The sequence below is a fragment of the Bacillus sp. GM2 genome (assembly GCF_056155945.1).
Window position 1 is genome coordinate 290651 of the sequence record NZ_JBRKSZ010000007.1, and the last position, 24847, is coordinate 315497.

Consider the following 24847-nt stretch of genomic DNA (forward strand, 5'->3'; position numbering starts at 1 on the left):
CCATTATATTATCTATTGCAATTATAATCACAAAAAGGAGGATTGTCAAGCACAAAATGAAAAACAAAATTACTTTACTCGAAAGTCAGTTTGTTCTCAGTGTTTCGTGGTTTTCAAATGAATTAAAGAAGGCGGTAAAAATAGATTCTGGATAGTTCTCAAGGGGATGTTCACCGTTACTTGTGTTGCCATATCGCCAATTACTTTCGCAGTTATATGTGAGGACGTATGTCCGGCTCGGAAAGTCATTTCGCAACTATAAATAAGGATAGAAATCTGTGTTATTAAAAAAACGAAGAGGCCAAAGAAAAAACTTCCGAACAACAAACAGGAATTACTATCTCACGATAATTATGAAATGTATAACCTGGACCTTTTGCGTAAAGTTTTTCCGAGAATCATAGACGATTATAACTCTTCTGTCGGTCGTACGCAGCGTAAGTTTCAAATCCGGGACGTAATTGCGCTTTATTTTTATCTACTTTCGTATGTGGACGGCACCCATACCCTAAAAAATGGAGATGAAAACGATCGTTTTGGTGCAAGTTTTCCGGGGCGACAAAAGATAGCGTCTGAGCTGGGGATCGCAGAAAGCCGGATAAAGAAACTGGTGGATATTCTATTAGCGAATGGACTGCTTCTCGACGTAAGAGACGTATGGATAGGGACAAATCGATATAAGTGGTATTTCGTTTCTTTCTGCCCGCGGATCAGCGATGACGGTTATATTGTCTCCGAGGAAGGGGAGGAAATAGTCCCCGATCCGTCCGTTTATGAATGATACATGCATTAGATGCCTGTTTGGATACAGCCATTAGAGGTACGTTTGCAAAGGGGCATTAGATATCCGAGTAAACATACCAAGGGAAACATACCAACGTTAAACATACCAACAAATAATAGCGCTCATATACATTCGCGCGGATATTTTTAATAAAAGATATATCGCGAGTAAATGAGCATCCGCAAGCGTGAGCGTAAGCGAACGATTGCAATGTTTTAAATAAGGAAGGAGGAAACAAGGTGAAAGAAGTTAATCCAAAGAAAGAGCTTGAACAAAAAATAAATAGATGGAAAATCGAAGTCAACTCCGAATTTATGGATGCTGCACGCCTGAATCGCGAGGTGGATGCCGCACTTTCGGCTTACGTCCAGGCTTCCGGAAAAAGTCCGCTACAATCGGCGCAGGAGTTAATGAAATTAATTACCGATCTGTTCGTCAAAGTCCACGAAAATATCGAGCGGCTTCAAGTAAAGGAACGGACCCGCGAAGAGTGGGAGCAGGAAGAGCGAAAGTATATGCCGCCCATGCCCTCCGAAGTTCCGGAAGGCTATCGAGTGTGTGCTTGCTGGAATTGTAACAATGTTTTTCTGCGCCTTGGAAAAAAGAAATATTGCAGCGACGCTTGCGGACAGGAGCAAAGGGACGCGGATAAACGGTTGAAAAGGACCGGCACATACTTGGCTCCCAAGCGCGACGGATATCTTCCTAATCGCGAAGAAAATGTCGGTCAAAAGGACAAAGTCCGCCTTGTTTTCACCGATCAAATAGAATTATACGGGAAGCGAGAGTCAGACGGAAACCGTGCATATTCCCCCCGCAGAGATACAAAAGCTAAGCAGTCGGGTGATATAAAATTTGGTCAGGTTGAGAGCGACGGGGAAGAGAAGACAGAGTATGAAAAATTCAGAGATGGTGAGAGTCCGGGTATCTTTACAGTGAATATTGCATCGGGTCTTAAAATCTATCATACAAACGGGAAAAAACACGAATATAGTGAGAGGGATACTGGCGCGTGGTATCTCTTTCAAACTTGCATTAGCCATTCTGGCTAATGCTTTTTTTATGCCTTTTTTTCGGCACTTTAGTTAAGAAAATTTAACAAAGGGGAATCGAAAACATGGAATTGACCGGTCATCAGGTTTTGAAAATTCGGCGAATTTATAGGCTATCACAAAAGGATGTAGCAGATTTGACGGGTGTTTCTGAGGCTTTTATTTGCATGATTGAAAACGGAAAGCGAAATATTACTCCAAAAGTCTCCAGGAGATTAATTAACAAATTGAGCCTTAATCCGGAAAAAGTGATTAGCCTGCTTGAATTCTACGCGCAAACGGAGGTTGTGAAATGAATCAGCGAAAGATTAACTCGACACGAAGCAAACTCGGCCGTCTAGCCCGAAATCATTGCGCCAACTATAAAAGTGGCGGCGCCTGCGATCTTCAGCGTTGCGGTTTGTGTACCGTTGAAATCAAAACGGATTCAATACAGGGGAATATATGTCCGTACTTTATGCGAAACGTTCTGCCCGCAGAGCCGGCTTTAATGCGGGAGTATCTCGAATGCTTACCGGCCGATCATCCGTTACGGAACAAGTCGAACCGGGCGGGAAAATGCAAACGTTGCGGCCAGCGGTTCGAACGCAGGAGTAACCGGCAACAATACTGCGCCGGATGTGCGGTTGAAAATGAAAAGGAAAATAGCCGGCGAAGGAATCGTGATTATCGTGATAGACAAAGAAAAAGAATGACGATTTAGACGTCCGTAAACGTTGATATGACGGGCTTTATAAATGCAAAAAACGGCACCCAGATATATTACTATTAGAATTCGATTTTTGCATCGAAAGGGGAGTTCTTATTTGTATGACGTTCTGATATACGTTAAGCCTACCGAAGTTCTTACGTTAGACGCCGAAACCGGGGAGATTCTGCGTCGATCGTCCGGCTGTAGCCGGGATATAAACGTATCGCGGGCGGTGCTAGAAGGTCGAGCTTACGGGGAAGAAGCGAAGGTCGTCTATGAAAAGGAGGAACCGGCATGTTCTGCGTTGTAACCGAAACCGAATACTACGGACCATACGGACCGGCCGGTGTTTCCTATCTTCGCGAAAGCAAAGACAGGGAGCAGCGGTCTTTTTTGTTCCCAGGCGGGGATGCGAGCATAAAACTCGATTGTGCTGGCGGCAGATACGAAATACGCAACATAGACGGCGAATTGTTGTTTCTTGCAACGGTCAAAAACGTGTACTCTTCTGAAATTGGATACGTCCGGGAGCTTTTCAACCGTGCAATGGATTGCGCTGTCGAATATGGTGCAAAAAATGCAATGATTGAATGCGGAAAAGACGTCATGGACGCAGATGAATTCGAAAAAGAATTATCGGCCAATGAGAAGGCCGCAAGAACTGAAAAACAGGGGGAATATTGAATGACTAAATTCAAAGAGATGCAAGAGAGCTACAAACAAATGGAAACTACTCGGAAAAGAGCCCGGGATATCGTATTAGAAGCTAAAACGAGCTATCGTGAAGAGCTATCCCAGATAACTAATGACAGGATGTTGTCAAATGAAGGTAAGCAGATAGAGAAAGAAAAACTAAACCAAAGATACCGGGATATATTTCTGGGTGAGATGATGAAGGTAAAAGATAAAGCCACGGAGGCGGCTGATAAAACGATTGATCTTGCGACAAAAATTCTCCTAGAAGACCCAGCGCAGCCGGAAGAAACCAAGGTTGCAACGTTCAATCAAAAGCTGGCAGACCTGAAAACGTCCCTTCTTCTTGCGCCGAATCCAGAGCGAGGAATAGAGAGCTTGAAAATGTTCGTGGAGGAGACTACAGACCCTTATCTGGCAAAACAGCTACAGTCTGAATTCTATGAAATGGCCGCCTCTATTGTAAAAGACGGATCTGCCGCCGAGAAAGTTAAATTGAACGAAATTTACGAACACATCAAAGTGAAATCTATGACTGAGGAGCAGAAACGTGCTGAAACACTTAAAGGGCTTGCTACAGCCGGAAAAAACAGCGACCTGTTACTGGATGGTGGCGTTCACCATAACGCCATTAAGGAGTTGCTTGGGTCCGAAACAGCAATGTACGCCAATAAGCCGCACGAATACTTTGACAGAATGATTGATGAGAACAGCTAAATACTTTTTGCGATGATGAACGGTTTCTGACATGGCCGTTTCGGAGCAAACCTCCTCATTTTTGGGCGCCATTTAATCGGGCGCCTTTTTTATTTCAACGAAAAGGAGCGAATTGTATGGTAAAGGTGAAAACACCGTTCAGAACGGAAGAGGAAGCTAACAAAGTTGCTGAAGCGCTTGGGGTTATTGACTGGATGAAAGACGCAGTGATAGCCGGAAATTTTTCATTCACCACAGAACAAGAGGCTGAGATATTGGCGGCCACAGAAACTCTAAATCAATATAGCCCTCAAGAAATTCTGCTTTTCATTTATTGGACACAGGTAGGTACTGAAGAATGAGTGCCGCAACAGTCGGAGAAATACGTGCCCGTTTGATTCTCGATATGGCCGATTGGTCTAAAAAATCCGATCAAGCAAAGAGCGACATGTCGGAGATGGGGAAATCGTCCAAAAAGCTATCGAAGGAAATGGGCCAAATACAAAAGGCGTCGCTGGCCGTCGGCGGTGCGGTAGTCGCCGGCATCGGAGCGTCCGTTAAGACTGCGGCAGACTTCGAAGCGGCCATGTCGAACGTCAAGGCGATCAGCGGCGCGACCGGTCAGGAATTCGAAGATTTAAAGAACATCGCGTCTAAGATGGGCGCTGAAACGAAATTTACAGCGGTAGAGGCGGCGGAGGGGCTCCAATTTTTAGCAATGGCGGGCTTCAGCGTAGAGGAACAAGTCGGATCATTACCGGCCGTCCTTAACCTGGCGTCAGCATCAAATGAAAGCCTCGGACGATCGGCCGATATCGTTTCGAACATTATGACGGGCTTCGGAATCAAAGCGGAAGAGTCTGGGCGCGCGGTCGACGTGCTTGTTAAAGCGATGACGACGGCGAATACGGACCTCGGCCAATTAGGTGACGCAATGAAATTCGTTGCCCCTGTTGCGACCTCTCTTGGATATTCGATCGAAGACACGGCGACAGCAGTGGCGAAAATGTCAGATGCGGGTATTCAGGGATCGATGGCGGGTACCGCATTGCGGGCGACGCTATTGCATTTGGCGAATCCAGTCGGACAGTCCGCACGAGCGATTAAAAAATATAACCTCGAAATACAAGACACGAACGGCAACCTGAAGCCGTTGCCGGAACTCATTGGACATATCGCGGAAAGATTTGACGGCATGACGTCGTCACAGAAAACGGCAGCTGCCGCACAGCTTGTCGGAACTGAAGCGGCTTCCGGATTTGTTACGTTACTCAGCGTTGGCGAAAAGGAACTGCGTAAATATTCAAGTACGTTAAAAGAAGCCGGTGGTACGGCTGATCGTGTAGCTAAAACGCAAATGGATAACCTGAACGGATCCTTCGAAAAATTCAGAAGTGCGCTCGATGGCCTCGGCATCAAGATCGGTAACGAGTTTTTGCCTACTTTCCGAAAAATTGTAGACGAGGGAACGAAAATACTCGATTTCCTTAATAAGCTGAATCCGGGAATTATCACGACAGGACTCGAAATGGCGGGGACAGCGGCGGCGATTGCGCTCGTAGCGTCGACGGTTGTCAAACTTGGAGTTGCGCTGAAAAGCTTAACGTTGGGGCCGGTTGGGCTGACGATTACGGCTCTTTCTCTTCTCGGCGGCTTACTCATCGGCATTAAAAATAGTTATGACGCAATGAACACCGTTAGTTTGGAGGCTGCGGAGACAAAGCAGAAAGAGATCGAGTCGCTTGATAAGGTCGCATCAGAATTCGATAAGCTTCAATCAAAAACGAAGCTGACTGCGGATGAGTTTGCCCATTATCTCGACCTTAATGACCGTTTGAAAACGGAGACAGATCCAGAGGTTATCAAACGTCTTAAAGACGAGCAGGCGAATCTAAAGGAGCGGTCCGGGCTTACAAATGCGGAGTTTGACCGTTTTCTGAAACTGAATGACGACATCGTAAAGAAGGCGCCAGAAACAAACGCGGCTATTAGCGAGCAGGGCAATGCTTTTACAAAAAACACCGAGGCCGTTAAAAAGTTAAGTGCGGCTAAGGCGGAAGAACTTCGGACTGAATTAGAAAAACAAAAAGCTACAGCTCAGAGCAAAGAAGCTGAACACCTTCAAAAACAGCAGAATCTTAAAACAGATATAAAAAAATTAGATGGAGAGCGAGCAGAATTAGAGGGGAAGATTGCTGATCAAACGCAAAAAGTAAAGGACGTAACTGACGAACTTAACTCAGCAAAAGCAGAAGGTAACGAAAAAGCGCAGTACCAAGCCGAAATTAATTTAGCCGCCGAAGAAGCGACGCTCAATAAATTGCGGGAACAACTCGTCGCAAACCTCGACAATCTACAGACAAAGCGAGAAAGCTTAGGTGAAGTACAAAAAGAGCTCGGCAAACTGAAGGATATTAACCAGAAATTGATTGATATTGAGCTGCAACAAGTCGGTTTGAACGCGAAAAAAGGAGAAGGCGTCAACGTTCTCAAGAAAGAAATCGCTAATCTCAAAGACGCGAAAGCCAATCTCGAAAACAACACAACGGCTGCGGACAAAAAGACGAAGGAGTATCGTGATGCCGTTAAAGCAATCGATAAAGAAATCGCGCAGCTTCAGGCGGCAAAGTCGAAGGTCCAGGAGATTACAAACGAAGCTGAAAACATGAACGCTAAGCTGGCGCGAAGGATCAATAAAAAGATCCACGTCACCTATAGCATGGACGGATCGGAAATCGAAGAGAGCGCGGAGACATTCAAGAAGACGCACGGAAAAGGCGGACAAGAAGTTCCGTATCACGTCGGCGGCATCGTCGGCCGCGGTCAGATCAACAGGCTCCATACCGGTGGCCTTGCGTCTAAGTTCGAAAATGCTCCGATGAGTCACGAAGTCGACATCCGGGCACTGCGGAACGAAATGGTTCTAACGGAAGCGCAACAGGCGAATTTGATGCGGATGATTGACGCAGGCCATACGGCGGCAGTCGGAGGAGAACTCGGAATATCAAGCGAGGTCATCGGAATACTGCGTTCGATTGACCAAGGCGTAAGGCAGAACCACAATGTGGCCGTTCAAATTGACGGAGAAACGGTTGCTTCCGCAACATATCCGCATATTGATAGGAAATTCACCCAAGATATCGCGATACAGTCACACTTTCTTGGACAAAAGAGTTAAATTTAGGGCTGTCCAGGCCGCACTTTCGTTCGACAATTTCCGCGAATAGTTCAAAACTCCCACCGTTTAACCGATAATAGGATACGGACTAATCAAATATGAAGGCGGGATATCAATGAAAGAAAAATTTCCGAAAATATTGTTTGTTCTCGGCTGGATCGTAATTGTGGCCGGTATATTGACGAACATCGAAGGTACCCTGTATCTTAACGCGAATCAATTCGTTGCTGACGGAGAAACACCGAAGCCGGTTAGAATGATGGAGATTGTTTCCGATATCATTCATCCGTTATATCAAGGCAGCATACTGATCGCACTGTCGTATCTATTAACCTACGTCAAAGGCTTCGGAAAAACTGAATAGATCGTCTGCCCCGTCCTTAATCGGATGGGGCGCTTTTTTTTCGAAATAAAACGCTTGTCCGAATTACCTGAACCGTTTATAATAACGTTAACAATGCACGATGCGTTAAATACGTAAGAACGAAAAAATAAACGAGTATGAAAATCGGTTCAGTGAGCGATAAGTTACCGTTTGGTCTACATTTGGGAATATCGACAATTCACCATCGATAATCCAAATGCCATCGCTTCATGCGGCTGCGGATCATCATTCAGAACCGCAGTGAATGCAGGGAAGCCTGAAGAGTGCTGACATATTGGCATCAGGTCAACGATATGGAATGAGAAAAACGCCTTTCATTGCGATGCATCATCGTGACGAAAAGGCGTTTTATTATGATCTGGGGGGAAAGAAATGAAACTCGTATCAACGCTCGGCTTGTCAAAAGCGGACGTTACCGCGTTTTTTCATAAGCATTGGGGAAGTCCGGACATGGTCAATTCACACGGAACATTCCGCTGCGATGAATTGGAAGGATTCGCTGTGACAGATGATAAAGGTGATATAAAAGGTCTGATTACGTACTTCATCGCCGGAAACGAATGTGAAGTCGTCTCCTTGGACAGTATTGCCGAAAACAAAGGGATCGGCTCACTCCTTTTAAACGAAGTGGAACGTGCTGCAAAGCGAAAACAGTGTCAATCGATTAAACTGATCACGACGAACGATAATATGCGGGCGTTTATGTTTTATCAAAAGAGAGGCTATACAATGGCCGAGCTGTATGTAAACGCAGTTGAAGAAGCAAGAAAAGTAAAGCCTGAAATTCCCTTTGCCGCTGATAACGGCATACCGATTCGGGATGAGATTCTTTTGGTAAAAGATTTAACATAATCTGTTTTCCGCTTCGCTCGGGAAATGCCGGAAGGAAGCAATGCAGCCACCCCGCTCAAGTGCTGAGCAAGGTTTTTGCAACGGGGCTTCCGGAACAATCGTGTTTATTTCTGGTTAAAGATTCGGTTGAGATTGCTCGTGTTGTTGGTGATTGAGGTGATATAGCGGCTTCCGCTTACCATTTCCTTGTTGCACAGAGGGCATAGAGGGCGATCGCTGCTCGTGAAATTTTTTCTCATCCATCCGTTGCAGTCCTCAGCGGTACATTCCCACGTACTGATATCTTCCTTTGGCAAAGGCTCTTGATTGCGATTGTTGTAGTAAGACATATCGTCACTTCCTAACAAGGGTTTTTTGGAGTTCATTTAAGAATATTTTGTGAATCTTAAGACATTCTATTCGTCAATTTGTTATTCTATACTGGACAGGTTTATTTAGAGTCCAAGCCCAGTAAAGAAAAGGGGTTCAACCATGGAAAAAATCAACTGCAGAAGCTGCGGCGGGCTTACGCCTTACGATTCAAAAGTCTGTGAAGCATGCGGCTGCGAAAAACCGCTTCCAAAAGCACAGAAAATTACGGACCGGATTGTCTTGACTGCGGCGGGAGTGGTCGGTATCTTAACGATTGTGCTGATTTTGGGAACGATCTTCTCATATTTGAATATCATATAATGAAAAGGAGCCGGTGTCAGGCTCCTTTTCATTTTTATTTGTTTTCAAACATGCTTGTAGAGTGCAGCGGCTGCACGCGCGCTTTAGGATCCATGTAAGCTTTTGCATTATTGACAGCGGTCGGTGCTTCTCCAAATCCGCTGGCAATCAGCTTGACTTTTCCTTCGTATGTGCAGATGTCACCGGCTGCATAGAATCCCTCGATGTTCGTTTCCATTGTGGACTTGACGACGATCGAATTTTTCTCGATTTCAAGCCCCCAGTTTTTGATTGGTCCGAGAGATGAAACAAAGCCGAAGTTGACGATCACATCGTCGACTTCGATGATTTCTTTTCTCTCGCCTTTCACTTCCTCGATGACGATCTGTTCAATCCGCTCGGCGCCGATCAGTTCGGTCGGAACAAACGGTGTCAGCACATTGACTTTTGAATTGTGCAGGTTTTCGACGCTGTGTTCATGTGCGCGGAATTTATCGCGGCGATGAATAATTGACACCTCTTTAGCGATCGGTTCCAGCATGAGCGCCCAGTCGACGGCGGAGTCGCCGCCGCCCAACACCGCAACGCGTTTGCCCGCAAATTGATTCAGATCATCTATAAAGTAATGAAGGTTTGCATTCTCGTATTGTGCCGCAGATTCAAGCTCGAGCTTTCTCGGCTGGAATGCTCCGTTTCCGGCTGTAATAATCACCGTTTTAGAATAATGGATTTCTTTGTTGGTGACGAGCTTGAAAATGCCGTCTGCTTGTTTTTCAACGCTTTCGACGGCTTGTTCCAGACAAACGGTCTGATCAAATTTCGCCATTTGCTCTTTTAAATTGTCGACCAGCTCCTGAGCGCGGATTTTAGGGAACCCGGCTACATCGTATATGTATTTTTCGGGATACAAAGCGGACAGCTGACCGCCTAGCTGCGGCAGGCTTTCGATAATTTTGACGCTCGCTTGCCGCATTCCGCCGTAAAATGCGGTAAACAAGCCGACAGGGCCGCCCCCGATAATTGTAATGTCATATACTTTTGAGTCTTCACGCATGAAAATAATGCCCCCTAAATGAAAATTGTTCTTAATTATATCATATCACATAAAATAAATACGAGCGCGTCTGTTTTTTTAAGATCGGAAAATATTACCGTCTGATCTAAAGTCTGCCGCCCGAGCATATTTAATCTTGAAAAAGCAAAAGCGAGCGGCTATGATGTAGTTGTGAACATTTTGTTAAAGATTCGTGAATATTTTTCGACGCACAGCCGAAAAACATTCCGTTGTTCGGTAAATTAAAGTGAAGGGTTTCACAAACTTTTTTTCATAAAAAGCCTGAAGCCGGCAGAAGATAACCCAAAGGCTATTTTTAATCCGGCTTAGCAGTAAAATACAGAAAAGGTGGATGTGATTCCGTTGAATAAGCCAAAAGTAGTAGTATTAGGTGCAGGTTATGGTGGATTAATGACCGTTACGAGACTTGTTAAAAAAATCGGCGTCAATGAAGCGGATGTTACGCTTGTCAACAAGCACAATTATCATTATGAGACAACCTGGATGCACGAAGCGAGCGCAGGTACGCTTCATCATGACAGATGCCGCTATCAGATTAAAGACGTCATCAATACATCCCGTGTCAATTTCGTTCAGGATACGGTAAAGAAAATCGATAAAGAAGGAAAGAAAGTCGTCCTTGAAACCGGCGAGCTTAGTTACGACTATCTTGTCGTAGCGCTGGGGGCCGTCCCTGAAACTTTCGGAATTTCTGGATTGAAAGAGTATGCTTTCTCCATTTCAAACATCAACTCGTCCCGGCAGCTTCGCGAGCACATTGAATATCAGTTTGCGACGTATAACACAGAAGCCGAGAAGCGCCCGGAACGCCTGACGATCGTTGTCGGAGGAGCGGGTTTTACCGGCATTGAATTTTTGGGCGAATTGGGCAACCGCATTCCTGAGCTGTGCCGCGAATACGATATCGATCGCCAGCAGGTTCGTTTAATATGCGTGGAAGCCGCGCCGTCCGTTCTCCCGGGCTTTGATCCGGAGCTTGTCGATTATGCGGTCAACTACCTTGAAGGAAAAGGCGTTGAATTCAAAATCGGCACGGCTGTGAAAGAATGCACGCCTGACGGAATCATCTGTGGAAAAGACAATCAGACCGAAGAAATCAAAGCAGGCACTGTCGTATGGGCCGCAGGTGTCCGCGGCAACCCGATCATAGAAGAATCAGGCTTTGAAAACATGCGCGGCCGTGTGAAGGTAAAGCCTGATCTGCGCGTTGAAGGCCATGATGATATATTTGTTATCGGAGACTGCTCGCTGATCATAAATGAAGAAACCGAAAGGCCTTATCCGCCGACTGCGCAGATTTCCATGCAGCAGGGCGAAACGTGCGCAAACAATTTGGCCGCACTGATTCACGGCAAAGAAACGGAAACGTTCTCATTCGATAATAAAGGCTCTGTCGCTTCTCTCGGCGAACATGATGCAATCGGCGTCGCATTCGGGAGAAAGATGACGGGAACGACGGCGTCCATGATGAAAAAAATCATCGACAACCGCTCGCTGTTCCTGATCGGCGGGCCGGGACTTGTTCTGAAAAAAGGCAAGTTTAAATTTTTCTAAGCGGAATCGAAGCCTGCAGCGGAAGCTGCGGGCTTTTTATTCGGGGTTAAAAACTTCAAAAACGAAAGAAAAAGGAAGAAAGCTTAGCTTTTAAGCGCTTACATCAAATGATCTGTTATATTTTCTGACTTTATTATTGACAATGTTCATGATATATTATCAGAAAATTAAGAAAAAAGGTGTGTATCTAATGAAGACGACGTCAACCCATCGCCTTGAATCAACCTGTACTTTCTGTTCGGGAAAAGGCTATTTTCAGCTTCTGCTTGGCGGTTCGGAAACGTGCAGCAACTGCAAGGGAACGGGAAAAGACCGCTGATCGCCGCTTTCCAATGATTGACTCAAGTTCCTTCCCCAATGTACACTAAAAGAGGTGAATTGGGGGTGGAGGCTTTGATTAGTTTACCAGTTGTCATCATTTCAGTTGTCTTATTTTTCGTCCTGTTTTTCGGTATCGGTTTTCTGCTGAATATGCTGCTCAGGATGTCATGGATCATGGCTGTCATTTATCCAATTGTATGCCTTTTCATTGTGAATAAAGAAAAGCTTATTCGCTATGTAGAGGCGCCGGGAGAGGCATTTTCCGGCCTTTTTGACAGAGTGGCTTCATTGGCTGCTGCCGATATCATCATTTTAGCCAGCGGAATGGCCGGGGCCCTGTTGTCGGGCGTTACGATTAAAGCGCTGCGAAAAAGGGGATATCAAATGTTTTAAGCCTTCTTCTTCAAGGGAGAGGGTTTTTTTGCGGTTAATTTTTTCACTTTTCTCAAAACTTTTCCGCCATCTGAATATTTCTTTTTCCACTTGGAAACAACTAGATGGTGAGAGGAGTGGAAGAATTGAGAAAAGTGATGACTATGTTCCGGCGTTTCTTGATGACAGTTTTGTTTGTCCTTGCTTTTATGACGACCTTCTTTGCCGTTTCAGGCGTGGAGGCACAGGATATATCCAGCTGGGCAAAAGAACGCGATCTGTCCTTGAAACAGCTGATGCTCACCTTTAAATCACTTCCGGAAGAAAAAGCGGAAAAGACGTCTCTGTCTGCCGCAGAACAAATTAAAAACAAACCGAAATCGCTTGAAGACGCGTTTGACTGGAGCAAGTATCCGAAGCAAAAAGTCACCGCGACCGGATATACAGCAGGGGCTGAATCAACGGGAAAACAGCCTCATCATCCCGATTACGGGATTGCATATTCGGGAGTCAAAGTAAAAAGAGATTTATATTCAACCGTTGCAGCCGACCCGTCGGTCTTTCCGATCGGCACGATATTGTTCATCCCGGACTACGGCTATGGGGTTGTTGCGGATACCGGATCAGCCATTAAGGGAAACCGGCTCGATTTGTACTATGAGACGGTTGAGGATGTTTATAAAGAATGGGGCAAAAAAACACTTGATGTTTATGTCATTAAAAAAGGAAACGGCACCATTACCGAAGAGGATCTCCTGAAGCTGAATGAAAATAAATCGATGCAAGTATTCAGACAAAAATATAAAATGGCGAAAGAATAAGAAAAAACGTTTAAGACCTGGCGTCTTAAACGTTTTTTTGCTTTACATCAATAAATAATCGAGAAGCAGCGTCAGGGCAATGCCGGTCAGGCCGCCGAAAAACACTTCAATCGGCTGATGGCCGAGCAGTTCCTTCAGCTTTTTCTGTTTTTCTTCCTGATGGCTTTTAGGGAAATCCTTCGCTTCGTTGACAAAGCGGTTAAAATCGCGGACAAGCCGGTTGATCACTGTTGCTTGTTCTCCGGCATGTCTTCTCACTCCGGTTGCATCAAACATCGTAATAACGGCAAATATTGCGGAAACGGCGAACAAAGAAGAATCCATCCCGTGATCAAGAGCTACACCGGTCGAGAGCGCCGTGACGGCCGCTGAGTGTGAACTCGGCATTCCGCCCGTGCTTGTGACAAGCCGCCAATCCCATTTTTTTGAGACGACAAAGTAAATGGGAACCTTGATAAACTGAGCGAAAAAGATCGCGGCAAAGCTCGCCAGCAAAGGAAAGTTTGTGAGGATTTCCATTTTGCAGAACATCCTTTCTATAAAGAAAATAGAGATGAATTCAGAAAAGCACGCAGTTATTTGCTAAAATATATGATATGAAACCCCATCGGGAAAAAATGTTTTTCCTATTATAACATTGTTGTTTTAATTTTACTCACTTTGCTGATAAGGAGCTGTGAACGCATGTTTTATGCCTTTAAAGACTTCGAAAAAAAAGAAACGCTTTTAATCGGACTGTTTAAAAAAAGCCGGCTGTACGGGAAGGCGGAAGAAATCGACCGCCTTTTGGACGGCCAGCTTTCTCAGCTGCTGAAAGACGGGGATGTATCTTCCAAAAAAACGAAAGTGTCTAAAATATTTACCCCTTCCCTTCAGGGAGTCAAACGCATCTATATCGTCGGATTGGGCCGTGAAGCGGAATTTACCTTCGAGGATGCGAAGCAGTGCTTTGCCGAAGCTGTTCAGCAGATTCACAAAGATCGAAAGCAGGAGTTAACCGTCATGCTCGACAGCTTCGTATCTGAAGAGGTCCCAGCCGCTGACGCTGCGCATGCATTGGCTGAATCGTGCATGCTGTCATGCTATGAAGTGCAGGATTACAAGCACAGAGCAAATGTGCCTGATCAATGCCTGCAAAGCGTCTATGTTTTGACAGACCATGACCTGAAAGAAATTCAGGCGAGTTTGCACGTCGGGCAGGTGTACGGAAATGCGACGAATTCGGCGAGAACCCTCGTGAACATGCCGGGGAACATGCTGACAGCGGCGGATCTCGCGTCATACGCCGCTGAATTGGCAGCAAAATACGAATTTGAATGTGAAATTCTCGAAAAGGCTGAAATGGAAGAGCTCGGGATGGGCGGTCTCCTCGCGGTCAACCAAGGATCAGAAGAGCCGCCGAAAATGATCGTCTTAAAATATCAGGGAAAAGAAACATGGGATGATGTCATCGGTTTAGTCGGCAAAGGGATCACGTTTGATACCGGCGGCTATTCGATTAAGACGAAGAGCGGCATTGTCGGCATGAAGTCAGATATGGGCGGAGCCGCCAGCGTTTTGGGAGCGATGGAAGCCATCGGAGAATTAAGGCCGGAACAAAACGTGCTTGCCGTGATCCCGTCGACTGATAACATGATTTCGGGAAGCGCAATGAAGCCGGACGATGTCATCGTTTCCTTGAGCGGCAAGACGATTGAGATCTTGAATACGGACGCCGAAGGAAGGCTGGCGCTCGCTGACGGACTGACATATGCGAAGCACCACGGAGCTTCCGTGTTGATCGATGTCGCGACACTGACCGGAGGTGTCGTCGTAGCTCTGGGAACGGAAACGACGGGCGCGATGACAAATCATGATCCGCTTTATCAGCAGGTGAGACAGGCGGCTGAAGAAGCGGGAGAAGCGATTTGGCAGCTTCCGATTACAGAAAAAGACAAAAAAAGAGTGAAAAACAGCCAAATGGCCGATCTTAACAATTCACCGGGCAGGGAAGGCCATGCGATTATGGCCGGAACGTTCCTCGGCGAATTCGCCGAGCGGACGCCATGGGTTCACCTTGACATCGCCGGAACGGCAACGACAGCTCAAAGCTCATGCTTTGGACCGAAAGGCGGAACAGGCGTGATGGTAAGGACGCTTGTCACGTTTGTCGAGCGGTTTTCAGATCAATTGTAGGCTTTTATCCCCTTTGACAGAAGGGGATTTTTTTTATGGAAAATACAGAGGAGCCTCATTGACGCATTCATAAAATATGTGGTACTATACGTTCATTACTTTAATTATCTACTACATTAGCAAACTAAAGCGTTTGTTCGGAGGTTTCAAATATGAATGCAGTTGTGATTGCTGTTATTGTCATGCTTATATTAAGCCTGCTGCGGGTCAATGTTGTTCTTGCCTTGATTGTGGGCGCACTTGCCGGAGGTCTGACGGGCGGTCTCGGCCTCGGCCAGACGGTCAGCATATTCACGGAAGGACTCGGAGGGAACGCAACCGTCGCTGTCAGTTACGCGCTTCTCGGCGCATTTGCGGTCGCTTTGACGAAAACGGGTCTTCCTGATGCCATGGTTGAAGCTGCTGTCAAGCTGATCGGCAAAGAAGGCGATGCAAGGCGCAAAACCCTTTCAAAAGCGCTGATCGTCTTCGTGATTTTAATCATTTCTTGTATGTCTCAAAATATCGTTCCAGTTCATATCGCATTTATCCCTGTTTTAATTCCGCCGTTATTGAAAATTTTGAATGAGCTGCAAGTGGACCGCCGCCTGATTGCGTGTGCGATGACATTCGGACTGACAGCTCCGTATATTTTGCTTCCCGTCGGCTTCGGCCAGATTTTCCAGGGGATTTTGAAAGACAATATGAAAGACGCCGGTCTTTCGGTCACATTGGCTGATATTCCGATCGCCATGATCATCCCGATCGCCGGGATGATTGCCGGTTTGGCTGCCGCTGTTTTTGTGTACCGCAAACCGCGCACATACGAAATGAAGGAAATCGCCGGTCAAAAATCGGCGGTTTATACGAAAAAAAGCCTTTCGATTGCCGGTTTGGCCATCGCTGTATCACTAAGCGTACAGCTTTATTTGTCTCAGAGTTTAGATGTCGACGGAATGATCTTCGGCGCGCTCAGCGGTTTGACAGTCTTGTTTTTAAGCGGAGCGATGAAGCGCGGCGAAGCGGACGAATTGATCACAAACGGCATGAACATGATGGCGTTTATTGGATTTGTGATGCTGGCCGCCGCTGGTTTTGCCAATGTGCTTGAGAAAACGGGCGATGTCAAAGCTCTTGTTGAAGCGTCAACAGGTTTCATCAACAATAATCAAGTGATCGGTGCATTGCTGATGCTGATTGTCGGTTTATTGATCACAATGGGGATCGGTTCATCATTTGCGACGATTCCGATTATCGCAACGATATTTGTGCCGCTTTGCATGCAGCTTGGCTTCAGTCCGATGGCGACCATCGCTATTATCGGGACGGCGGCGGCTCTCGGGGACGCCGGTTCACCTGCGAGCGACAGCACGCTTGGCCCGACATCAGGCTTAAATGCAGACGGACAGCACCACCACATTTGGGACACTTGTGTTCCGACATTCATCTTTTATAATATTCCGCTGATTTTGTTTGGCTGGATCGCGGCGATTGTTCTTTAAAAAAATTCCCCTCACTTTGAGGGGAATTTTTTTCTATGTTTGTTAAAATAAAAAGAGAACCGCACTGCCTGCTCTTAATCAATAGGTCGGGTTTCTTCTGAAGCCTGCGCCTTTTTGAACCGCCCGGAAAACCTTTGAGGCGAGCGCGGCGAGCAGAACGGAGAATGCCAAGTCTTTCACGAAGAACCAGGTCATCATCTTCCAAACGGCTGAATAAGACAACGGTGTATTGAGCCAAGTTGAAAACGCGAGATACGTATAATTGACGCCAATCAGATAAATGATTAGTGTACCGATCAATGAAGCTGTGAAAAAGTGGCCTGTTCTCGGTTCTGATACTTTGTCCGTGATCCAGCCCGCGGCATATGCGGCAGGAATGTAGGATAGAATAAATCCGGCGCTTCCTTTGAAAAGAACGGAAATACCGCCTGAAAAAGAAGCGAATACAGGAGCGCCTACAAAGCCGACTAACGCATAAACGATCATGGACAGCGCACCTAATTTGCGGCCGAGCAGAAGCCCGGCAAGCAGACAGAAGAAAGGCTGCATCGTAAGCGGAATACCGCCGATTTGCAGAAACGGGGCAAACGAAGTGATATTAGCGCCGATCCCCATGAGGGCGGCAAACATTCCGACAAGCGCCATATCAGCGGCGCGAAGTTTCTTTTTATTCATGATCTTTGTTCCTCCTCAGTGATTCAACACAACCTTATCGTAAGAGATCGTAAAATAGTTTGTCAACCACTTTTTAAACAAAGTTAACAAAGGGGGTTCTTTCGTGTTTTTTGGAAAAACAAAACCGCACAAGTCCGACAGGGTGCCTCCAAACCAAAATGTCACGACATCTTTTCCTGTTCTTCATGCAGGCGATGTTCCGGAATACAAAGACCTCTCAAAATGGAATTTGCAAGTCTACGGACTTGTCGAACAGCCGCTCCTGCTGTCTTTGAATGATCTGCATGACATGCCGCAGAGCGAAGTGTCCAATGATATTCATTGTGTAACAGGCTGGTCCAGGCTCGATAATGTCTGGGAAGGGATCAAAACAAAGGAGATCGTTGAAAGAGTAAAGCCGCTTCCCGAAGCCAAATTTGTCATCTTGCATGCAGAGGAAGGCTGGACGACGAATGTTCCGCTCGAAGACTTTTTAAAGGATTCGTCTCTTTTGGCTCATTCCCACAACGGCGCCCCGCTCACACCGGAGCACGGTTTTCCGCTAAGAGCGGTCATGCCGCATCTGTATTTTTGGAAAAGCGCCAAATGGCTGAGGGGCATTCAGTTTACAAAGGAAAACCATCCGGGCTTTTGGGAGAAAAACGGCTACCATATGAGGGGAAATCCTTGGAAAGAAGAAAAGTACAGCTTTGATTAGCGGGGGAGAATGAAATGTTTTTCGTACAGCTGCTCATATTTTTCATGCTGACCGTCTGTTTTTGGCTTTTTATCGCATCATTCAAGAAAAAGGCTTTTGCTGTTTTATTAGCGCTGACAGCTGCGGCGGTTTTGCTGCTGTTTGCCGCAGCCTGCGATTCCTCAAACAGGACGCTGTGGGGAATCGTTCTGTTTGCGGCGATCCCTGTTTCTGCAATCGCGGCAAAGTTGTTTCAGGATTGGCGAAAAACGGAATAATAGGAAAAGACAGAGTCTCGGAGATATTTCCTGAGGCTCTGTCTTTTTGATGCTAGGCGCCGGCAGCTGACGACGAATTTTCGATCGCAAGCTCTGCCGGAACGTAATCATAGTTTAAGTCCCTGGCTACGGCTTCATAAGTGATATGGCCGTTTGCTGTGTTTACGCCGGCTTTTAGCGCTCGGTTTTCAAGTATCGCTTTTTCCGCGCCCTTATTTGCGATTTCAAGCGCGTACGGAACCGTTACATTCGTCAGTGCGACTGTGGATGTCCGCGGAACGGCGCCCGGCATGTTGGCAACGGCGTAATGGACGATTCCGTGTTTGACATAGGTCGGATTGTCGTGGGTTGTGATGTGATCCACCGTCTCGACGATGCCGCCTTGATCGATTGCGACGTCAACGATCACAGAGCCCGGTTTCATCTGTTTGACTATCTCTTCCGTCACTAAAGTCGGCGCTTTGGCACCCGGGATCAGAACCGCGCAGATGAGGAGGTCGGCTTCCGCTACGGCATCGGTGATGTTGACCGGATTGGACATCAATGTTTTGATTTGGTTGCCGAATTGATCATCAAGCTGGCGCAGACGTTCCGCGCTTAAATCGATCATCGTCACATCGGCTCCGAGGCCCGCCGCGATTTTTGCCGCATTTGTGCCGACAACGCCTCCGCCGATGATCGTCACTTTCCCGCGCGCGACTCCGGGTACACCGGCCAGTAGTATGCCTTTTCCGCCTTTCGGCTTTTCAAGGAACTGCGCGCCGATTTGAGCGGCCATCCGCCCGGCTACCTCTGACATCGGCGTCAGCAAAGGAAGGGAGCGGCCGTCGCTGACCGTTTCATAGGCAATGGCTGTCACGCCTTTTTGCTTTAATGCTTCAGCCAGGGAAGGCTCTGCGGCCAGATGCAGATAGGTGAACAAGATGAGACCTTCTCTAAAATACGGGTATTCTTCAGGGAGCGGCTCTTTGACTTTCATCACCATATCAGCCGCTTCCCAGACGGCTTTCGCCTGTTCGGAGATCTCCGCTCCGACTGAGACGTAATCCTCATTTTCAAACCCGCTTCCAGTCCCCGCGTCTTTTTCCATGATGACGCGGTGTCCTGCCGCGATCAATTGAGAAGCCGCACCGGGAGTCAAGGCAACACGGTTTTCATTGTTTTTGATTTCTTTCGGTACGCCGATAATCATCCGATCATTCCTCCTTTTTCTGTAAAAATGCTGTTGCTTTAGTTTATACTGACTTTTTAGAATTTTCTTTGTTTGAATCGAAAAATAAAAAAACATGCATTTGTGGAATTTCACAAATGCATGTTGCGAAGCTTGATTTCAAGATAAATCGTAAATTTTTCATTGATGTTCTTTAAATCGATTTCGGCGATTTTGCTGATGCGTTTCAGCCTGTAATTCAGCGTGTTGACGTGAATGTTCAGCTTTTTTGCGGCGGTGTTGACGTTGCTGTCGCATTCGATGAACTGTTCAAGCGTCTCGACAAGATTGGAGTGGTGCTCTTTATCATATGCTTCAAGCTGCATTAAAGAATAGTTTGGATAGCTTGCATGTTTCCGTTTTTCGCTTAGCACGTCGAGATACTGATAGATGCCGAGCTCTGAAAAGCTGACGAGCTGCCTTGTCTCATCGGGAAAACGCTCCTTGACCTTCAGCGCCGAGAGCGCTTCCTGATAAGACTGGTGCACAAGGGTGATCAAGCTGTACATTCCGCCGATCGCGATCGTGCAGTTATTCAGTTTATAGCGCTCTTCAAGCTGCTTTTGTATATTTGCGGCAAATTGCTTTAAATCATTGAACGGCTGCCCTTTTTGCCCCGTTTTTGGCGAAGCGAGGACAATCAGCTCATTATAGTCGATAGTAGCCAGAAGGATTTGCACCTGCTGCGTCGTTTCCAGCAAGTAATGGAGCTGCTTTTCGGTTTTTTCTTCGATTTCGTCTTTCAGCCGGATGATGATGACCGAATAAGTTGAAGGAACTCCGATACCAAGCTGGTGAAAGCCGTCGGAGATTTCCTGATCTTCCGAAATGTGCCCGGTCAAAAGCTTCCAGAAAAATTCCTGACTGCGCTGTTCATTTTTTCTTTTTCGGACTTGATAAGGCAGCAGCTTGTTCTTTACGGAATCCGCGGCCAGCTTCAAAAGGTGAAGCTCGTCTTCCGACAGCGTTTTTTGGCTTTCCAGCGCCCAGATAAAACCGATAACCTCGCTGTTTTTCCAGATTGATATCGCCACGCGGCTCGACAAGCCGACTTCATCGATTTGCTCGACCCTGATCGGTTCGTCGGTTTTCATCAAGGCGGGAATCGTTCCATCCTTCCAAAGCTTGTTGATGACTTTTTCCGGCACGCGCCTTCCGATGATTGTTGACGTTCTCGCCGGGTCCGTGTAGTCGCTGTGGGTGCTGTAAGCAAGGAGGCGGTGATTGATGTCTTCTATCGTAATCGGACAATCCAGCACCTCGCTGATATGATCTGCCACATCTTCTAAACGGTCATATTGATATTTAAAAGGATTGTTTCGATTGTTCATAAAAAACCCCTACTTTTTATGTTTGCATGAAAAAATTTTGACATATACCCATCTTACTTTTATTATGAATATAGTTGTTTGTTAAAATCAACAAAAAAGTCGCTGATGATTTATTATTTTTCATAAACACGGCGATGTATTAAACCAAATTTAATTATTCTGAAATAAGAGGAGTAGGAACATTGGCGATTCTAGAGAAAATCAACGGCTTTTTATGGGGAGTCCCGGGCATCATACTGCTTGTGGGAACCGGTTTATTTCTGACGTTCATCCTGCGGGGACTTCAATTTAAAAGATTGATATATGCATTCAAACTTGCATTCGGGAAAGAGAAAGAATCAGCCGGAGCAGACGGTGATGTCAGCAATTTCAAGGCGCTGATGACGACGCTTGCCGGAACGATCGGAAACGGGAATATTGCCGGTGTAGCCACGGCGATTACGGTTGGAGGTCCGGGGGCTTTGTTTTGGATGTGGCTCGTCGGTCTTTTAGGGATGGCTACGAAATACAGCGAAGCATTGCTCGCCACGAAATACCGCGTCAAAAATGAGCGGGGCGAATATTCGGGCGGGCCGATGTACTATGTCGAAAAAGGGCTCGGGAAGAAGTGGAAGCCGCTTGCCGTTTTATTTGCCTTGTCAGGTGTGCTTGCCTCTTTTGGAATCGGGGATTCCGTCCAGTCCAACACGATTTCGGAAGTCGTTACACACAGCTTCGGGATTCCCGGCTGGATCATCGGCCTTGTGCTCGCAGTATTGACGGCTGCGATCATCTTCGGCGGTTTTCAGCGTGTCAGCACGGTTGCGAGCATTTTTGTGCCGGTCATGGCGATACTTTATATCGGCGGCTCACTGATCATTATTTTCCTTCATTATGATCAAATCATTCCGGCGTTCCAGCTGATTTTTTATCACGCCTTCAACCCGGTGTCAGCCGCGGGGGGCTTTACTGGTGTGGTCGTGTCTGAGGCGATCAGAAACGGAATGTCGAAAGGAATCTTTTCAAATGAAGCGGGTCTTGGTACCGCTGCTTTAATCGCAGGAAACGCGAAATCCGATCACCCCGTCAAGGCCGCTTTGGTTGCGATGACGGGAACTTTCATCGTTACATTGATCGTATGTACAATGACCGGACTCGTCCTCATTATCACGGGATTCTGGGATCCTTCAGGCGGTCTGCTTTCTGGTGTTGCCCATGATACATCGCTTGATGCCGGCGCGCTGACAAACGCCGCGTTTGCTTCTTCGCTGGGAGCCGCGGGCAAATACATCGTTACGTTTTCGGTGATTTTCTTTGGCTACTCAACCATTGTCGGTTGGTATGTATATGGAGAAAAATGTCTGGAATATTTAGTTGGTTTAAAATGGGTGCCGGTTTACCGTGTCGTTTATGTCATTGCTGCATATTACGGTGCAGTCGCAAGCCTCAATACTGTATGGGCTTTTGCCGACGCGGCAAACGCATTAATGATGATCCCGAACTTGATCGCCCTTGTGCTCTTATGGAAAGTCATTCGGGCGGAAACTGACGATTTCTTTTTGCACCATTATAATAAGGAAAAACAAAAGTCAGCCGGCTTGAAAGCGGGCTGATCGAGACAAGCCTGCCTCTCTTAGAGGCGGGCTTTTTTGCGCTTATGCAATCCTTCCTTTATCCTATGGAAACACTTCAGACTCAAGTGGGTATACAGAACCATGCCATTTGATTCAAATGTTCCGAAAGAAGAAAATTGAGATATTTTTACTAGATTTCTATAATTTTTGCTGGGTGGAAATAGAGGAATGATAAACCTTTAGACTCATTTTGTAAAATAACAACAGATTTGTTTGACTGTGCCTCAATCTTGTTTTTATAATAAAAGCGTTCAAAAAAATAAGTTATTTAGCCCATATCTAGGGCGAATAGCGCAGGAGGTATAAGGAATATGTCAGGAATCATTCGTGTTACGCCGGCTGAATTGCGGCAAATGGCTGACAGATATCAAAAAGAAAGCGGAGATGTGACTGAACAGGTCAATCAGCGTCTTGATCAAATGATCAACCAGCTTCAAGATATGTGGGAAGGTGAATCAAGCCGTGCGTTCTCAGAGCAATATCAAGAGCTAAGACCTTCTTTTATTAAAATGGCTGAACTTCTAAGCGACGTTTCTAAACAGCTTCATCAGACTGCTAACACTCTTGAAAGCACTGACCAAGACATCGCTAGCCAAATCCGCGGCTAATTTACAGATTAGAAGAATGAGAGAAGCGCCTAATTCAAAAGAAGATGACGGCGCTTTTTCTATTGAGAGGTGATGAACTGGTGTATGTTGACATTACCATCGATTTAAAACATTATGACGGCAGCGCCTTTGACCTCAGACTGTCGGATTACCATTCTGTTAAAAAGGTAATCGACATCGCGTGGCAAGCCAAAAGCATACCGGTACCTCCCCGGGAAGGCTACTGGGTAAGGGTGACAAATAAAGATGCCGTTTTTTCAGGCGAATATACATTATCGCAATGCGGAATTACGACAGGTGACCGCCTGGAAATTTTATGAAAGGATCTGGATGAATGGCAGAGAAAAAGAAAACGTATCTCGAAGACCAATTAGAGGCCGTCATGACGAAAGAAGACGGTGCATATATCTTTCGTTTTCAAAGAGAAAAGATCAATCTTGTGAACGGCTTGGAAGCAAACGTCATTAAAGAAGTCGATCCTTCCTTTAATAAAGAAACCGTCATGACCGATGATGAAGTCCAAATTTTGATTCAGCCTCCTTCCGAATATAAAGAATTTCGTTATATAAAAGGAAAAAATAAAAAAAGCAAATGGCTTTTTGCGTACCAGCTCGTGAAAGCCGTTGAAGAACATTCAATTAAAAGGCTGCACCTGATCGCTGCGCCTGAAAACATTGTTTTTGATAAAGGGTTAACACCTAAATTTTTACATTATGGAGTGAAAGAAAGCATTCCGCCATATGAACACGACGAAGAAAGACTTTTCAATGAAGTGAAAGCGGCCGCTGCGCTTGCTGTCGACGGGCAGTTTACTTTTGAAGAGTATTTAAAATACAGCGAAACCATCAAGTTTTCAGATCAGGTAAAAGACATCATCACAAGCGGGACGTACGGCGATTTGAAAGCCGTCATTCAAAAGAGGATCGATGAACTGGATGCCGAAGAAAAAACGCTTGTCCATCTTCCGAAGAAGAAATGGAAGATTCAAAGGTACATAGGGTTAGGACTTATTTTATGCTTAATACCGGCTGTTTTATTTTCCTTCTACTCATTATTCTTTGCACAACCGAAACAGCAGGCGTTTATCGAAAGCAACCGCTACTTCTTAAATAAACAGTACAGCAAAGTCATCAGTACGCTTGATAAATATGATGCCGGCGAGATGCCTGATTCTGTTCAATATCAGCTTGCTTATTCGTATATCATCGTTGACAATGTACTGAAGGAAGCGGATTTACAGGAAGATGCTATGAAGAGCCTGACGCTTCAAGTCGATCCGAATAACTTCCTTTACTGGATTCAGATCGGACGCGGCGCCAATAAAGAAGCGCTTGAGACGGCCCGTAAGCTGGAAAACAATGCACAGATTATGTTGGCACTTATGAAATATACAGATGACATTAAAGCTGATGATAAATTGTCCAGTGATGAGAGGCAGAAACAGCTGGAACCGCTCGAAAAAGAACTTGAAGAATTGAAGCGGACAGCAGATGAACAGAAAGCTAAAACTGATGAAAACCAGCAGGCAAACACCGAGCAAAGCCAGGCGGACGTAGAGGCCGCAAAGGCTGAAAAGGAGAAGGCCGAGCAAGAGCAGGCGAAAAAAGAAAATAAAGAAAAGGAAGACAAAAAGAAAAAAGATGATAAATAAAAGCGAAAACACCTGTTGTTGGCA

At 46.0% G+C, this 24847-nt stretch carries 28 protein-coding genes and 1 pseudogene; 23 read left to right on the forward strand and 6 right to left on the reverse strand.

Going from position 1 to position 24847, the window contains the following annotated elements; genetic code table 11:
• The first annotated feature begins 358 nt into the window (after window positions 1-358).
• From ACVC9U_RS02370 to ACVC9U_RS02415, 10 genes and pseudogenes are all read left to right on the forward strand, one after another.
• The gene (locus tag ACVC9U_RS02370; RefSeq protein ID WP_441390091.1) at window positions 359-781 is read left to right on the forward strand and encodes a hypothetical protein; all 423 of its coding nucleotides are present in this window, start codon (window positions 359-361) and stop codon (window positions 779-781) included.
• Window positions 782-1023: 242 nt separating this feature from the next.
• Window positions 1024-1836: a hypothetical protein gene (locus ACVC9U_RS02375; RefSeq protein ID WP_069500742.1), complete on the forward strand. Its 813-nt coding sequence runs from the start codon at window positions 1024-1026 to the stop codon at window positions 1834-1836.
• Window positions 1837-1901: 65 nt separating this feature from the next.
• Window positions 1902-2132 (forward strand): helix-turn-helix domain-containing protein, encoded by a 231-nt coding sequence (locus tag ACVC9U_RS02380; RefSeq protein ID WP_069500741.1) that lies wholly within the window; start codon window positions 1902-1904, stop codon window positions 2130-2132.
• Between the two features lie 689 nt (window positions 2133-2821).
• Window positions 2822-3211, forward strand: a complete 390-nt coding sequence (locus tag ACVC9U_RS02385) for a hypothetical protein (RefSeq protein WP_069500738.1) — start codon at window positions 2822-2824, stop codon at window positions 3209-3211.
• Window positions 3212-3937, forward strand: a complete 726-nt coding sequence (locus ACVC9U_RS02390) for a hypothetical protein (RefSeq protein ID WP_069500737.1) — start codon at window positions 3212-3214, stop codon at window positions 3935-3937.
• A 116-nt stretch (window positions 3938-4053) separates the two neighbouring features.
• Entirely contained in the window at window positions 4054-4278 is a 225-nt protein-coding gene (locus ACVC9U_RS02395; RefSeq protein WP_021837232.1) for a hypothetical protein, read from the forward strand.
• Complete coding sequence (locus ACVC9U_RS02400) at window positions 4275-7094, forward strand: phage tail tape measure protein (protein ID WP_441390092.1); 2820 nt, start codon at window positions 4275-4277, stop codon at window positions 7092-7094. The genes ACVC9U_RS02395 and ACVC9U_RS02400 overlap by 4 nt, the downstream gene beginning before the upstream one ends.
• A 115-nt stretch (window positions 7095-7209) precedes the next feature.
• A complete protein-coding gene (locus tag ACVC9U_RS02405; RefSeq protein WP_069500735.1) occupies window positions 7210-7458 on the forward strand; it encodes a hypothetical protein in 249 nt (82 codons plus the stop codon).
• A 198-nt stretch (window positions 7459-7656) separates the two neighbouring features.
• Window positions 7657-7749, forward strand: a pseudogene (locus tag ACVC9U_RS02410) (iron-sulfur cluster assembly accessory protein); the annotation flags it as partial.
• 102 nt (window positions 7750-7851) lie between these two features.
• Complete coding sequence (locus tag ACVC9U_RS02415) at window positions 7852-8331, forward strand: GNAT family N-acetyltransferase (RefSeq protein WP_059231507.1); 480 nt, start codon at window positions 7852-7854, stop codon at window positions 8329-8331.
• Between the two features lie 104 nt (window positions 8332-8435).
• On the opposite strand, the gene ACVC9U_RS02420 is transcribed toward ACVC9U_RS02415, so the two are convergent.
• Window positions 8436-8660, reverse strand: a complete 225-nt coding sequence (locus tag ACVC9U_RS02420; protein ID WP_020452823.1) for a cold-shock protein — start codon at window positions 8658-8660, stop codon at window positions 8436-8438.
• 142 nt (window positions 8661-8802) lie between these two features.
• Here ACVC9U_RS02420 and ACVC9U_RS02425 point away from each other — a divergent pair, with 142 nt between their 5' ends.
• The gene (locus ACVC9U_RS02425; protein WP_020452822.1) at window positions 8803-9003 is read left to right on the forward strand and encodes a hypothetical protein; all 201 of its coding nucleotides are present in this window, start codon (window positions 8803-8805) and stop codon (window positions 9001-9003) included.
• A gap of 34 nt (window positions 9004-9037) precedes the next feature.
• Here ACVC9U_RS02425 and yumC read toward each other — a convergent pair whose 3' ends face one another.
• Complete coding sequence (gene yumC / locus ACVC9U_RS02430) at window positions 9038-10036, reverse strand: ferredoxin--NADP reductase 2 (protein WP_020452821.1); 999 nt, start codon at window positions 10034-10036, stop codon at window positions 9038-9040.
• 357 nt (window positions 10037-10393) lie between these two features.
• Between yumC and ACVC9U_RS02435 the strand changes: the two genes are divergently transcribed.
• From ACVC9U_RS02435 to ACVC9U_RS02450, 4 genes are all read left to right on the forward strand, one after another.
• Window positions 10394-11611 (forward strand): NAD(P)/FAD-dependent oxidoreductase, encoded by a 1218-nt coding sequence (locus ACVC9U_RS02435; protein ID WP_165688675.1) that lies wholly within the window; start codon window positions 10394-10396, stop codon window positions 11609-11611.
• A gap of 190 nt (window positions 11612-11801) precedes the next feature.
• Window positions 11802-11930: a YuiA family protein gene (locus ACVC9U_RS02440; RefSeq protein WP_003184925.1), complete on the forward strand. Its 129-nt coding sequence runs from the start codon at window positions 11802-11804 to the stop codon at window positions 11928-11930.
• 74 nt (window positions 11931-12004) lie between these two features.
• The gene (locus ACVC9U_RS02445; protein WP_011198260.1) at window positions 12005-12325 is read left to right on the forward strand and encodes a YuiB family protein; all 321 of its coding nucleotides are present in this window, start codon (window positions 12005-12007) and stop codon (window positions 12323-12325) included.
• A gap of 134 nt (window positions 12326-12459) precedes the next feature.
• A complete protein-coding gene (locus tag ACVC9U_RS02450) occupies window positions 12460-13125 on the forward strand; it encodes a 3D domain-containing protein (RefSeq protein WP_441391213.1) in 666 nt (221 codons plus the stop codon).
• 42 nt (window positions 13126-13167) lie between these two features.
• On the opposite strand, the gene ACVC9U_RS02455 is transcribed toward ACVC9U_RS02450, so the two are convergent.
• Window positions 13168-13644, reverse strand: a complete 477-nt coding sequence (locus tag ACVC9U_RS02455; RefSeq protein WP_003184918.1) for a divergent PAP2 family protein — start codon at window positions 13642-13644, stop codon at window positions 13168-13170.
• A 165-nt stretch (window positions 13645-13809) separates the two neighbouring features.
• On the opposite strand from ACVC9U_RS02455, the gene ACVC9U_RS02460 reads away from it, so the two are divergent.
• Window positions 13810-15300 carry a leucyl aminopeptidase gene (locus tag ACVC9U_RS02460; protein WP_075751301.1) on the forward strand — a complete coding sequence of 497 codons (1491 nt, stop codon included), beginning with the start codon at window positions 13810-13812 and terminating at the stop codon, window positions 15298-15300.
• A 152-nt stretch (window positions 15301-15452) separates the two neighbouring features.
• Window positions 15453-16781 carry a Na+/H+ antiporter family protein gene (locus tag ACVC9U_RS02465; RefSeq protein ID WP_441390093.1) on the forward strand — a complete coding sequence of 443 codons (1329 nt, stop codon included), beginning with the start codon at window positions 15453-15455 and terminating at the stop codon, window positions 16779-16781.
• Between the two features lie 78 nt (window positions 16782-16859).
• Here ACVC9U_RS02465 and ACVC9U_RS02470 read toward each other — a convergent pair whose 3' ends face one another.
• Window positions 16860-17456, reverse strand: a complete 597-nt coding sequence (locus ACVC9U_RS02470; protein ID WP_020452815.1) for a biotin transporter BioY — start codon at window positions 17454-17456, stop codon at window positions 16860-16862.
• A gap of 103 nt (window positions 17457-17559) precedes the next feature.
• Here ACVC9U_RS02470 and ACVC9U_RS02475 point away from each other — a divergent pair, with 103 nt between their 5' ends.
• Complete coding sequence (locus ACVC9U_RS02475; RefSeq protein WP_441390094.1) at window positions 17560-18153, forward strand: sulfite oxidase-like oxidoreductase; 594 nt, start codon at window positions 17560-17562, stop codon at window positions 18151-18153.
• A 14-nt stretch (window positions 18154-18167) separates the two neighbouring features.
• Window positions 18168-18410 carry a hypothetical protein gene (locus tag ACVC9U_RS02480; protein ID WP_075751298.1) on the forward strand — a complete coding sequence of 81 codons (243 nt, stop codon included), beginning with the start codon at window positions 18168-18170 and terminating at the stop codon, window positions 18408-18410.
• 52 nt (window positions 18411-18462) lie between these two features.
• Here the strand turns inward: ACVC9U_RS02480 and ald are convergent, their stop codons facing one another.
• Window positions 18463-19602, reverse strand: a complete 1140-nt coding sequence (gene ald / locus ACVC9U_RS02485; protein ID WP_441390095.1) for an alanine dehydrogenase — start codon at window positions 19600-19602, stop codon at window positions 18463-18465.
• 110 nt (window positions 19603-19712) lie between these two features.
• Complete coding sequence (locus ACVC9U_RS02490) at window positions 19713-20951, reverse strand: PucR family transcriptional regulator (RefSeq protein ID WP_048350244.1); 1239 nt, start codon at window positions 20949-20951, stop codon at window positions 19713-19715.
• A gap of 182 nt (window positions 20952-21133) precedes the next feature.
• On the opposite strand from ACVC9U_RS02490, the gene ACVC9U_RS02495 reads away from it, so the two are divergent.
• The 4 genes from ACVC9U_RS02495 to essB all read left to right on the forward strand — a co-directional run bounded on the left by ACVC9U_RS02495 (window position 21134) and on the right by essB (window position 24823).
• The gene (locus tag ACVC9U_RS02495) at window positions 21134-22543 is read left to right on the forward strand and encodes an alanine/glycine:cation symporter family protein (RefSeq protein ID WP_075751296.1); all 1410 of its coding nucleotides are present in this window, start codon (window positions 21134-21136) and stop codon (window positions 22541-22543) included.
• Between the two features lie 332 nt (window positions 22544-22875).
• Entirely contained in the window at window positions 22876-23172 is a 297-nt protein-coding gene (locus ACVC9U_RS02500) for a WXG100 family type VII secretion target (RefSeq protein WP_003184900.1), read from the forward strand.
• 80 nt (window positions 23173-23252) lie between these two features.
• Window positions 23253-23492 (forward strand): ESX secretion system protein YukD, encoded by a 240-nt coding sequence (yukD, locus tag ACVC9U_RS02505; RefSeq protein ID WP_020452810.1) that lies wholly within the window; start codon window positions 23253-23255, stop codon window positions 23490-23492.
• A gap of 14 nt (window positions 23493-23506) precedes the next feature.
• Window positions 23507-24823 carry a type VII secretion protein EssB gene (gene essB / locus ACVC9U_RS02510; protein WP_075751295.1) on the forward strand — a complete coding sequence of 439 codons (1317 nt, stop codon included), beginning with the start codon at window positions 23507-23509 and terminating at the stop codon, window positions 24821-24823.
• Window positions 24824-24847: the final 24 nt, after the last annotated feature.

Bases quoted from the DNA above. Each gene is read 5' to 3' on its own strand.
- ACVC9U_RS02465 (WP_441390093.1), top strand. From the start codon at position 15,453: ATGAATGCAGTTGTGATTGCTGTTATTGTCATGCTTATATTAAGCCTG.
- ACVC9U_RS02370 (WP_441390091.1), top strand. From the start codon at position 359: ATGTATAACCTGGACCTTTTGCGTAAAGTTTTTCCGAGAATCATAGAC.
- ACVC9U_RS02400 (WP_441390092.1), top strand. From the start codon at position 4,275: ATGAGTGCCGCAACAGTCGGAGAAATACGTGCCCGTTTGATTCTCGAT.
- ACVC9U_RS02395 (WP_021837232.1), top strand. From the start codon at position 4,054: ATGGTAAAGGTGAAAACACCGTTCAGAACGGAAGAGGAAGCTAACAAA.
- ACVC9U_RS02380 (WP_069500741.1), top strand. From the start codon at position 1,902: ATGGAATTGACCGGTCATCAGGTTTTGAAAATTCGGCGAATTTATAGG.
- ACVC9U_RS02470 (WP_020452815.1), bottom strand. From the start codon at position 17,456: ATGAATAAAAAGAAACTTCGCGCCGCTGATATGGCGCTTGTCGGAATG.
- ACVC9U_RS02405 (WP_069500735.1), top strand. From the start codon at position 7,210: ATGAAAGAAAAATTTCCGAAAATATTGTTTGTTCTCGGCTGGATCGTA.
- ACVC9U_RS02415 (WP_059231507.1), top strand. From the start codon at position 7,852: ATGAAACTCGTATCAACGCTCGGCTTGTCAAAAGCGGACGTTACCGCG.
- essB (WP_075751295.1), top strand. From the start codon at position 23,507: ATGGCAGAGAAAAAGAAAACGTATCTCGAAGACCAATTAGAGGCCGTC.
- ACVC9U_RS02460 (WP_075751301.1), top strand. From the start codon at position 13,810: ATGTTTTATGCCTTTAAAGACTTCGAAAAAAAAGAAACGCTTTTAATC.
- ACVC9U_RS02455 (WP_003184918.1), bottom strand. From the start codon at position 13,644: ATGGAAATCCTCACAAACTTTCCTTTGCTGGCGAGCTTTGCCGCGATC.
- ACVC9U_RS02420 (WP_020452823.1), bottom strand. From the start codon at position 8,660: ATGTCTTACTACAACAATCGCAATCAAGAGCCTTTGCCAAAGGAAGAT.
- ACVC9U_RS02480 (WP_075751298.1), top strand. From the start codon at position 18,168: ATGTTTTTCGTACAGCTGCTCATATTTTTCATGCTGACCGTCTGTTTT.
- ACVC9U_RS02500 (WP_003184900.1), top strand. From the start codon at position 22,876: ATGTCAGGAATCATTCGTGTTACGCCGGCTGAATTGCGGCAAATGGCT.
- ACVC9U_RS02440 (WP_003184925.1), top strand. From the start codon at position 11,802: ATGAAGACGACGTCAACCCATCGCCTTGAATCAACCTGTACTTTCTGT.
- ACVC9U_RS02490 (WP_048350244.1), bottom strand. From the start codon at position 20,951: ATGAACAATCGAAACAATCCTTTTAAATATCAATATGACCGTTTAGAA.
- ACVC9U_RS02425 (WP_020452822.1), top strand. From the start codon at position 8,803: ATGGAAAAAATCAACTGCAGAAGCTGCGGCGGGCTTACGCCTTACGAT.
- yumC (WP_020452821.1), bottom strand. From the start codon at position 10,036: ATGCGTGAAGACTCAAAAGTATATGACATTACAATTATCGGGGGCGGC.
- ACVC9U_RS02385 (WP_069500738.1), top strand. From the start codon at position 2,822: ATGTTCTGCGTTGTAACCGAAACCGAATACTACGGACCATACGGACCG.
- ald (WP_441390095.1), bottom strand. From the start codon at position 19,602: ATGATTATCGGCGTACCGAAAGAAATCAAAAACAATGAAAACCGTGTT.
- ACVC9U_RS02390 (WP_069500737.1), top strand. From the start codon at position 3,212: ATGACTAAATTCAAAGAGATGCAAGAGAGCTACAAACAAATGGAAACT.